Annotated in this window: 7 protein-coding genes; 3 read left to right on the top strand and 4 right to left on the bottom strand. The window is 73.6% G+C overall.

Annotated elements, in window-relative coordinates; genetic code table 11:
- A partial coding sequence (locus tag EP26_RS27875; RefSeq protein WP_043344013.1) for a transposase occupies positions 1–300 on the top strand: 300 nt, incomplete at its 5' end.
- A gap of 59 nt (positions 301–359) precedes the next feature.
- On the opposite strand, the gene EP26_RS27880 is transcribed toward EP26_RS27875, so the two are convergent.
- Positions 360–2,129 (bottom strand): thiamine pyrophosphate-dependent enzyme, encoded by a 1,770-nt coding sequence (locus tag EP26_RS27880; RefSeq protein WP_043344016.1) that lies wholly within the window; start codon positions 2,127–2,129, stop codon positions 360–362.
- Positions 2,130–2,271: 142 nt separating this feature from the next.
- Here EP26_RS27880 and EP26_RS27885 point away from each other — a divergent pair, with 142 nt between their 5' ends.
- Complete coding sequence (locus tag EP26_RS27885; RefSeq protein ID WP_043344019.1) at positions 2,272–2,970, top strand: isochorismatase family protein; 699 nt, start codon at positions 2,272–2,274, stop codon at positions 2,968–2,970.
- Complete coding sequence (locus EP26_RS27890; RefSeq protein WP_043344022.1) at positions 2,967–3,965, top strand: asparaginase; 999 nt, start codon at positions 2,967–2,969, stop codon at positions 3,963–3,965. Before EP26_RS27885 ends, EP26_RS27890 begins: the two co-directional genes overlap by 4 nt.
- On the opposite strand, the gene EP26_RS38350 is transcribed toward EP26_RS27890, so the two are convergent.
- From EP26_RS38350 to EP26_RS27905, 3 genes are read right to left on the bottom strand one after another with little or no spacing between them, the layout of a single operon-like run.
- Positions 3,962–6,994, bottom strand: a complete 3,033-nt coding sequence (locus EP26_RS38350; RefSeq protein ID WP_043344025.1) for an AAA family ATPase — start codon at positions 6,992–6,994, stop codon at positions 3,962–3,964. The genes EP26_RS27890 and EP26_RS38350 overlap by 4 nt on opposite strands.
- A 2-nt stretch (positions 6,995–6,996) precedes the next feature.
- Positions 6,997–8,145, bottom strand: a complete 1,149-nt coding sequence (locus EP26_RS27900) for an exonuclease SbcCD subunit D (protein ID WP_043344028.1) — start codon at positions 8,143–8,145, stop codon at positions 6,997–6,999.
- Positions 8,146–8,184: 39 nt separating this feature from the next.
- The gene (locus EP26_RS27905) at positions 8,185–9,276 is read right to left on the bottom strand and encodes a M48 family metalloprotease (RefSeq protein WP_052389785.1); all 1,092 of its coding nucleotides are present in this window, start codon (positions 9,274–9,276) and stop codon (positions 8,185–8,187) included.
- Positions 9,277–9,375 lie beyond the last annotated feature (99 nt).

Raw genomic sequence — 9,375 nt, forward strand, 5'->3', positions numbered from 1 at the left:
CAGTTACCAGCCGGCACCCATGCGGTGATGCTGATCGACAACGCCGGATGGCACATCGCCAGCGATCTACGCGTGCCGCCGACCATCAGCCTGGTCCACCTGCCGCCCTACTCGCCCGAGCTGAACGCCATCGAGAAGGTCTGGCAGTATCTGCGGGACCGCTACCTGTCAGGCCGCCTGTTCAGCGGCACGCGCGCCATCGTCGATGCCTGCTGCGAAGCCTGGAACAAGCTCATCGCCGAAACCGGCCGCATCCGATCATTGACCGACTTCGAGTGGGCTCGACAGGTCAATCCATAGTCAGGTCGGTATAAATCCCCGGCTCGGCACGAGCCGGTTCCGCACCGGCTTGGCGGCAGTCAGGCCGGGGCAGACTGATCGCCCATCATGGAGCGCGAGGGTTCGCGCTGCAGCGCCTGCCCGATCTCGGCGGTGCCCTTGGTGCCCTGATCCAGCGCCTGCTTCAGGTGCTGGGCGTAGCTTTCAGAGACCACGGCGGGCAGCAGGGGCTCGTTCTGGTCGACGATGGCCTGGATGATGACTGGGCCCTCCACCGCCATCGCCTGAGCCAGTACGGCGTCGAGCTGCGCCGGATCCTCGACGGTGAAGCCACGGGCGCCCATCGCCTCGGCCGCCTTGGCGAAGTCGATCGGCGGCACCTCGCAGCCGAATTCCGGATTGCCGAGGAAGAGAAGCTGCTCCCACTTGATCTGGCCGAGCGCGCCGTTGCGCAGCACCAGCAGCTTGAGCGGCAGCTTCATGGCGACGGCGGTGGCGAATTCGCCGAGCTGCATGGACAGCCCGCCATCGCCGATGACGCCGAAGATCGGCCGGCCCGGAAAGGCGCAGCCGGCGGCCACCGCATAGGGGATGGCGCAGGCCATGCTGGCGAGCAGGCCGGAGACGCCGAAATCATGCCCGGGGCCCAGCCGCATGTGCCGCGCGACGAGGCCGGTATGATGGCCGCTGTCGGAGACCACCACCGCATCCGGCGGCAGCCGCGCGCCGAAGGCGGCGACCGGGGCGGAGGGGTTCATCGGCAGGCGAGGGCTGGTCTCGGCGGCGCGCAGCGCCTCGGCCCAACGGCGCGTCTCGGCCTGGGCGCGCTCGAGGAAGCCGCGGTCCTCCTTGCGGCGGAGCGCTGCGTTCAGCATCTCGAGCGCCGCCTTGGCATCGCCGACCAGACCCACCTCCGCGGCCTGGCGGAGGCCAATGCGCTGCGCGTCGCGGTCGATCTGCACGATGCGCGCCTGGCCGGGCTTCGGGTAGTATTCGACATAGGGGAAGGTGGAGCCGACGATCAGCAGCGCGTCGCATTCCGCCATCGCGGCATGGGTGCCGAAGGTGCCGTAATAGCCGATGCCGCCGGTGGTATAGGGGTGGTCGTCCGGCAGCACCGCCTTGCCGAGCAGCGCCTTCGCCACCGGGGCGCCGAGCAGCTGCGCGGCCTGCTCCAGCTCCACCTTCGCGCCGAGCGCGCCGCGGCCGGCGAGGATGGCGACGCGCTGCGCGCCGTTCAGGATCTCGGCCGCCTTCGCAATCGCATCCGGGTCGGGCAGGCGCAGGCCGTCCTGCCAGTTCCGGCCGCTGGACTGAGCGGCGCCGCGCGGGGATGGCTTGTCCTCCGCCTGCTCCTGCACGTCGGTCGCCAGCGCCAGATGCGCGACGCCGCGGCGGGCGAGCGCCGTACGGCAGGCAAGGTCGGTGAGCTTCTCGGCGTGGGCGGCGCCCATGACGCGGGCGTTGTAGACCGCGACATCGGCGAAGACCCGGTCGAGCGGGACGTCCTGCTGGGTGAAGGTGTCGGCCAGGTCGTGATAGGGCAGGCCGGTGAGCGCCACCACCGGGGCGAGGTCGAGCTTCGCGTCGTAGAGCCCGTTCAGCAGATGCAGGCCGCCCGGGCCGGTGGTGGCGAAGCAGCAGCCGATCCTGCCGGTCCATTTCGCGTAAGCCGCGGCCATGAAGGCGGCGCTCTCCTCATGCCGGACGGCGACGAAGCGGATACGGTCCTGGCGGGTGCGGAGCGCCTCCACCACGCCGTTGATGCCGTCACCGGCCAGGCCGAAGATGGTGTCGACCCCCCAGGCATGCAGCGTGTCGACGACGATCTCGCTGGCGTTGCTCGGCATGCGGCGGCCCTTTCCCGTTCGCCGCGGAACGTGGCCGGGTTGCCGGGGTTCCTGCCCCGGCCTAGTCTTGGGCAACCGGCCGAAGAACCGGCCCCGAGGGTACGCGCAGCGCAGGCCAGGCCCATTCGCGCGGAGGTTCTGCATGCATCCCTTCACCATACCGGAGGCCGTCGCCGCCCGCGTCGCGGCCCGCTGCGGCACGCCGCATCCCTTCGCCCGGCTCGATGCGCGCCGCACCGCCCTCGTCGTCATCGACATGCAGAACGGCTTCATGCGGGCCGATCTCGCCCATGCGCTCTGCCCAATGGCGGAGCATGTCGTGCCGGCGATCAACCGCCTGGCCGGGGCGCTGCGGCAGGCGGGCGGTGCCGTTTACTGGATCCAGAACACCTTCGACGCGCGCTGCGAGACGGAGTGGTCCATCATGCAGGAGATGGCGACCCCCGAGGCCCGTGCCCGTCGCGCCGCCTCGATGAGCGAGGGAATGCCTGGCCATGCGCTCTGGCCGGCGCTCGACGTGCAGAGCCGCGACGAGGTGGTGCGGAAGTACCGCTACAGCGCCTTCATCCAGGGCGGCTCCGACCTGCCGGAGCGGCTGCGCGCGCGCGGCCTCGACACCGTGCTGATCGCCGGGACGGTGACCAATTGCTGCTGCGAGAGCAGCGCGCGGGACGCGATGATGCTGAACTTCCGCACCGTCATGGTGAGCGATGGCTGCGCCGCGGTGACGGATGCCGAGCACAGCGCCTCGCTCATCGGCTTCTACCTGCAATTCGGCGATGTGCTGACGGTCGATGAATGCATCGCCGGCCTCGCCACGGAAGAGAGGGATGCGGCATGAGCCGGAAGAAGGTCGCTTTCATCGGCACGGGCGGGACGATCTCTTCGCTCGGCGACGGGCCGCTGGATACCGTCAATTACGGCGCCATGGGCAACATGCTCCAGGCCGGCGGCATCCTCGACCGCTTCCCCGAGGTGCAGCAGGTGGCCGAGGTCTTCGCCGTGCCCTACCGCAACGTGCCCTCGCCGCAGATCGCCTGGGCGGAATGGAAGGAACTCGTCCTGCTCTGCGACAAGGTGGTGCGGGAGGCCCCTTCGGTCGCCGGCATCGTCATCGGCCATGGCACGGCCTCACTGGAGGAAACGGCCTATTTCCTCTCGCTGACACTGAAGGTGCCGGTGCCCGTGGTGGTGGTCGGCTCGCAGCGGCCGGCCTCGGCGCTCTCGACCGATGCGGGGCTGAACCTCGTCAATGCCCTGCGGGTCGCGGCGGATGAGGGCGCTCGGGGCCTCGGTGCCGTCGTGCTGCTGAATGACGAGATCCAGGCGGCGCGCGAGGTGACCAAGACCTCGACCGGGCGGATGCAAACCTTCCGCAGCCCGGATTTCGGCGTGCTCGGCCAAGCGGATGGCGACAAGGTGGTGTGGTACCGGCGGCCGCTGCGGAAGCTGGCGCCGGAGACGGAGTTCGATATCCGCGGGCTGGGTGAGCTGCCGCGGGTCGACATCGCCTACAGCTATGCGGGGGCGGATGGGGCGGCGGTGCGGGCCTTCACCGCCGCCGGGGCGAAGGGGATCGTCGTCGCCGGCTTCGCGCCGGGCTTTGTCACGCCGGGCGATGCGGCGGCGCTGAAGGAGGCGCGCGCGGCGGGCGTCATCGTGCTGCAATCGACGCGGGCAGGCAGCGGGCGGGTCTTCCCGACGACGAAGCTGGCGGAGGCGGGCTTCATCCCGGCCGATAACCTCAACCCGCAGAAGGCGCGCATCCTCCTCGCCCTGGCGCTGACCGTCAGCAGCGAGCCGGGCGAGATCGAGCGGATTTTCGCGACCTACTAACCCAGCCGGAAGGCCGCCGTGGTGCCGCGGCGGCCGGGCGTCACCTCCAGCCGGGCGGGGATGCGCTCGCGCAGCTCGCCCACATGGCTGATGACGCCGACCAGGCGGTCGCCGGCCTGCAGACCCTCCAGCACGCGGATGGCGGTATCCAGCGTCTCGGCATCGAGCGTGCCGAAGCCCTCGTCGATGAAGAGTGCGTCGAGCTGGTGGCCGCCGGCATGGGCGGCGACGGTGTCGGCAAGGCCGAGCGCCATGGCGAGCGAGGCGCAGAAGCCCTCGCCGCCGGAGAGGGTGGCGGCGGGGCGGGCCTCGGCATTCCAGCCATCCAGCACCTCGATGTCGAGGCCGGCCCTGGCGCGCTGCCGCTCCGGCTCCTCGCGCCGGCGCAGGCGGTAGCGGCCGTCGAGCATTCCCTCCAGCCGGGCATTGGCGGCTGCCAGCGCCTCATCGAGCAGGCCCGACAGGACGTAACCCTCGAAATCGAGGCCATGGCCGTTGCGGCCCTCGGCGAGGTCGGCGAGGTCCTGACGGAGCGTCGCGGCGGCCTCGGCCTCGGCCAGCGCGGCTTCGGCGGCGGCGATCTCGGCGAGCAGGCGATCATGCTCCTCGACGGCGCGGGCGGCGAGGATCGCGGCTTGCAGCGCGGCGGTGGCGGCGGCCTCGGCATTGGCGCGGACGGCGGCGAGGCCCGGCAGGTCGGGCGGGGTCAGGCCGGTGGCGGCCTCGGCGGTGGCGCTGGCCTGGCTGGCGGCCGCGGCGCGGGCCTGATCGAAGGCGGCGATGGTGGCGGCGAGTGCTTCCTGCGCGGCGGGGAGGAGGCGGGCGGCGCGGGCCGCGGCGGGATCGTCGAAGCCTTCGGCCGTGCAGGCGAGAGCGAGGCGGGCAGCGGCCTCGGCGGCGGCGGCCTCGGCGGCAAGGGCGGTGCGGGCGGCCGCGGTGGCGTGCTCGGCCCGGGTGCGGGCGGCTTCGGCGGCGGCAGCGGCTTCCTCACGGGCGGCACGCAGGGCGGCGGCGATGCGGCTCGCGCGGGTGGTGGCGGCCTCGGCCTGGGCGTGCAGGGTGGCAGCATCCGGGCTGCCGGGTGGCAAGCGGCGACGGCGTTCCTCGGCCAGGGCAGCAGCCGCGGCATGCGCGCCAGCCGCGGCGGTGACGGCCTCCTGCGCGGTGGTGAGGCGGGTTTCGGCCGTGGCTGCGGCGGCCTCGGCCTCGGCGGCGGCGCGGGCGAGGGTAGGGAGACGGGCGGCGGCGGCTTCGGCGGCGGCGAGGGCAGCGTCTTCGGCGCGGAGGGCGGCATCCAGCCCATCGCGCGGCGCATCGCCAAGGCGGGTGAGGGCGGCGGATTGCTGCTCAGCGGCGATGGCGAGGGCGGTGGCGGCCTGGGAGGCGCCGCGCCGGGCGGCGTCCAGTACGGCCTCGGCCTTGGCGGCGGCCGCCTCGAGGGCGGGGAGGTCGGGGAGAGGGGCCTCGCTTTGCGGCCGGGCGGGGGCGGGGTGGTGCGGGCTGCCGCAGACGGGGCAGGGTTCGCCGGCGCTCAGCAAGGCGGCGAAGCGGGTGGCGTGGTCGGCGGCGATGCGGGCCGCGGCGGCCTCGCGGGCGTGGCGTGCGGAGAGGGCGCGGGCGGCGGCCTCGGTCTCGGCGGCGGTGGCGCGGGTGGCCTCGGCGCGTGCGCGGTGGAGGGCGGCTTCGGCCGCATCCAGGGCGCGGGCGGCGGCGAGGCGGGCGGCGGCGGCTTCGCGGGCGAGGCGGTGGCGTTCGCGCTGGTCGGCTTCGGCCTGGGCGGCGGCGCGGGCGGAGCCGGCGGTGGCGACGGCGCCGCGGGCGGCCTCCTGTGCCGCGGCAGCGGCGGATCGTGCGGCCTCGGCCTGCCGCAGCGCGGCCTCGGCCTGGGTGGCAGCGCGGCTGGCCTGCTCGGCTTCGGCGACGAGGGCGATGAGGGCGTGAAGGCGCTCCGCCTCGGCCTGGGCGGAGCGGGCGGCGCCCTCCTGGGCGGGGGCGTCAGCCAGGGCGGCTTCGGCGCGGGAGAGGCGGTGGCGGGCCTCCTCGGTGCGGGCGGCGGCGGTGGCCGCCGCGGCGCGCTGGGCGGTGGCGGCGGTGGCGGCCGCCTCCGCCTCGGCGATGGCGAGGCCGAGGCGGTCGGCGCGGCGGGCGGCCTCCAGCCGGGCGCGGTCGGATTGGATGGCGGGCGCACGCAGCTCCAACTCGGCCAGGGCGCGGGCGGCAGAGGCGGCGGCGGCGAGGAGGCGTGCATGCTCCTGTCCGGCGGCCTCGGCGGCGCGGGCGGCGGTGGCTGCCGCGGCGGCGGTGTCGCGGGCAGCTTCGGCCTCCCGGGCGGCGGCGAGCAGCGTGGCGCGGGTGGCGAGCGCCGCCTCCGGCGTTCCGGCCCCGGCGCGGCGGAGCAGGTTGGCGCGGGCGCCCATCGCCTCACGCAGGGCACCCTTCGCCGCATTGGCGGCAGCGGAGAGCTCGCGCTGGATGCGGGCGTAAAGCGCGGTGCGGAAGAGAGTCTGCAGGATGGCTTGGCGGTCGGCCGGCTTCGCCACCAGCAGCTCGCGGAAGCGGCCTTGGGGCAGCAGCACGGTCTGGCGGAATTCCGCGGCGCTGAGGCCGAGCAATTCGCGGATGCGCGCCTCGACCTCCGCCTCGCGCTCGATCGGCGGGGCGTCGGTGTCGAGGGCCTGGAGCGAGACCTTCATCCGCTCCTTGGTCGTGCCCTCGCCGCGCCGCTTCGGCCGCTCCCATTCCGGGCTGCGGGTGATGCGCCAGCGGCGCTGCCCTTGGGCGAATTCCAGCGCCACCTCGGTCGGCGTGTCGGGCGGGGCGTGGCGGCTGCGGAGGTGGGCGGGCAGGCGTTCCTCGCCGCTGCTCTCGCCGAAGAGGGCGAAGCAGAGCGCGTCCAGCAGGCTGGTCTTCCCCGCGCCGGTCGGCCCGGCGATGAGGAAGAGCCGGTGCGGGCCGAGCGCGGCGAAGTCGATCTCCTGTCGCGCGGCATAGGGGCCGAAATGGGTGACGGTCAGGCGGAGCGGGCGCATGGCTAGTGGCCGGCGGCCTCGGCAGCCTCGATGGCGGCGATAAGGGCGGGGCGCGCCTCCTCCGGCAGCGGGGCGCCGCGCAGCTCGGCATGGAAGCGGCCGAAGAGGTCGAGCGGGCGGGCGATGCGGGCCGCGGCGCCGGCGGTGGCGAACTGGCCGGTGCCGGCGCGCTCCGTCGCGTAGCGCAGGCCGACGATGCGGGGGAAGATCTCGGCCAGGCGCCGCTGCGCCTCGGGGATGGGGGCGGGGTCGGTGAGGATCAGGGCGACATAGTCCTCGCGGGCCGGGCCCTCGGTCTCGCGCAGCGCGGCGAAGCTCCCCGTCAGCACGCGGAGGCCCCGGCGCGGGGCGAGCGGGATGGCCTCGATGCGCGGTGGGCCTTCCGCGCCGATTTCCACCAGCGTCACCGATTTGGCGTGGTCCGCCTCCTCCACCGAATAGGGGAAGGGCGAGCCGCTGTAGCGCAGCCTTCCGCCGAGCAGGCTCTGCGGCCGGTGCAGATGGCCGAGGGCGACATAGTCGAAGCCGGCGAAGCGCGCCGCATCGATGGCGCCGGTGCCGCCGACCGAGAGGGCACGCTCGCTCAGCGGGCTCTCGGCACCACCGGCGACGAAGGCATGGGCGACCAGCACGCGCGGCCCCTCGGCCGGGCAGAGCCCGTGCAGCAGGGGCGCGAGGGCGGCGAAGGCGCCGTCATGATCGGCGAAGCGCGCCTCCGCGAGGCTTGGCTCGCGAGCGAGGGCCAGCGGCGTCGCATAGCCGCAGGCGACGATGGTGGCGCGGTTGCCCTCGCGGTCGCTAAGCGGGATGGCCTCGCCGCAGGGCGACTGCACGATGTGCAGCCGCGCGGCGGCGAGCAGCCGGGCGCCGAAGCCGACGCGCCGCGCCTCGTCATGGTTGCCGGGGATGATGACGACGGGCACGCCGAGGCCGAGGACGAGCGCGCTCAGCACCTCGTCCAGCAGCCGCACCGCCTCGGCGGGCGGGACGGCGCGGTCGAAAACATCGCCGGCGAGCAGCACGGCATCCGGCCTGGTGTCGCGGACGATCTGCGGCAACTGCTCGGCGAGCAGATGGGCCTGGTCATCCTGGAGCGAGTGCCCGCCGAGGCTGCGGCCGAGATGCCAGTCGGCGGTGTGGAGGAAGCGCATGCGGGCGCACCATGCGCAGGCGCGGCGGGTGGGCGCAAGCTAGCTCTGGCGCCACCAGGGCGAGCCGGGGACGGGTGCCGCGGCCGGCATCGGCGTCTCGGCCGGGGCTGGCTCCGCCTCCAGCACGGAGACGGGGCCCGGGTCGCGCCCGCCGGCATAGCGGATCAGCGCGCCGATCCGCTCCTCCAGCGGCGGATGGGTCGCCAGCCACATTTTGCCGAGCGTCTCGCCCGGGCTCTCCAGCAGCATGGCCTGCACCTGGGAGGGCAGGCGCGGCAGCTCCGACTGGGCGGCGACTTTGCGGAGGGCGGAGATCAGCGCATCCGGGTCCTGGGTCAGCTCCACCGCCCCGGCATCGGCGAGGAATTCGCGGTTGCGCGACAGGGCGAAGCGCAGGCCGAGCGCCAGTGCCCAGGTCAGCAGCATGATGGCGAGCGAGAGCAGCACGAGGAAGATCGCCGCGCCGCCCTTGCCGCTATCCTTCGAGGAGGAGCGCGAGGAGGAGCGGCCAGTCGTCAACGGGCCGGTGTTGCCGAAGATGTTGCCGGCGCGGACGATGATCTCCCCCGGCAGCGCGACGACGCCGGCGAAGACGGCAGCCACCACGGCAAGGCGCGCATCGCCGTTGCGGATATGTGTCAGCTCATGCGCCAGCACGGCCGATAGCTCGCGGTCGTCGAGCGAATCGAGCAGGCCGCGCGTCACGGTGACGGCGCCGGTCGTGCGCGAAAGGCCGGAGGCGAAGGCGTTGCGCGCCGGCTGCTCGATCACCGCGAGGCGTGGCATACCGAGGCCGCGGCTGATGCAGAGCGTCTCCAGCGCGTTCCACAGCCGCGGCTCCTGCTGCCGCGTGACCGGATGGGCACCGGTCAGGAAGTCGAGGATGCGCTGGTTCCAGGCCCAGGCGATGGCGAACCAGATGGCCGTCACCAGCAGCACCACGGGCAGCACCACGGGGATGATGCCGACCGCATCCCGCAGGCCCTGGCGGAAGGAATGCGCCTCCCCGGCCACGACCAGCAGGCCGAGGGCGAAGCAGATCAGCGCCAGGAGGAAGGGGAAGCCGGCCAGCAGCAGGCCAGTCTTCCAGCCATTGTTCCAGATCCAGGTCTTCAGCCCGAAGGCGCGCATGGCAGGCGCTAGTGCACTGACCCAGACGGAGGATTCACAGCGGGCCGCTGCGGTGGAATTCTCCGGCTATGGCCCAGACCGTCAGTGTCATCGTTGGAT

The sequence above is a fragment of the Belnapia moabensis DSM 16746 genome, from assembly GCF_000745835.1.
GTDB classification, from domain to species: domain Bacteria; phylum Pseudomonadota; class Alphaproteobacteria; order Acetobacterales; family Acetobacteraceae; genus Belnapia; species Belnapia moabensis.

Excerpts from the sequence above, each read along its gene's own strand:
- EP26_RS27880 (WP_043344016.1), bottom strand. The coding sequence starts at position 2,129 with ATGCCGAGCAACGCCAGCGAGATCGTCGTCGACACGCTGCATGCCTGG.
- EP26_RS27885 (WP_043344019.1), top strand. The coding sequence starts at position 2,272 with ATGCATCCCTTCACCATACCGGAGGCCGTCGCCGCCCGCGTCGCGGCC.
- EP26_RS27905 (WP_052389785.1), bottom strand. The coding sequence starts at position 9,276 with ATGCGCGCCTTCGGGCTGAAGACCTGGATCTGGAACAATGGCTGGAAG.
- EP26_RS38350 (WP_043344025.1), bottom strand. The coding sequence starts at position 6,994 with ATGCGCCCGCTCCGCCTGACCGTCACCCATTTCGGCCCCTATGCCGCG.
- EP26_RS27900 (WP_043344028.1), bottom strand. The coding sequence starts at position 8,145 with ATGCGCTTCCTCCACACCGCCGACTGGCATCTCGGCCGCAGCCTCGGC.
- EP26_RS27890 (WP_043344022.1), top strand. The coding sequence starts at position 2,967 with ATGAGCCGGAAGAAGGTCGCTTTCATCGGCACGGGCGGGACGATCTCT.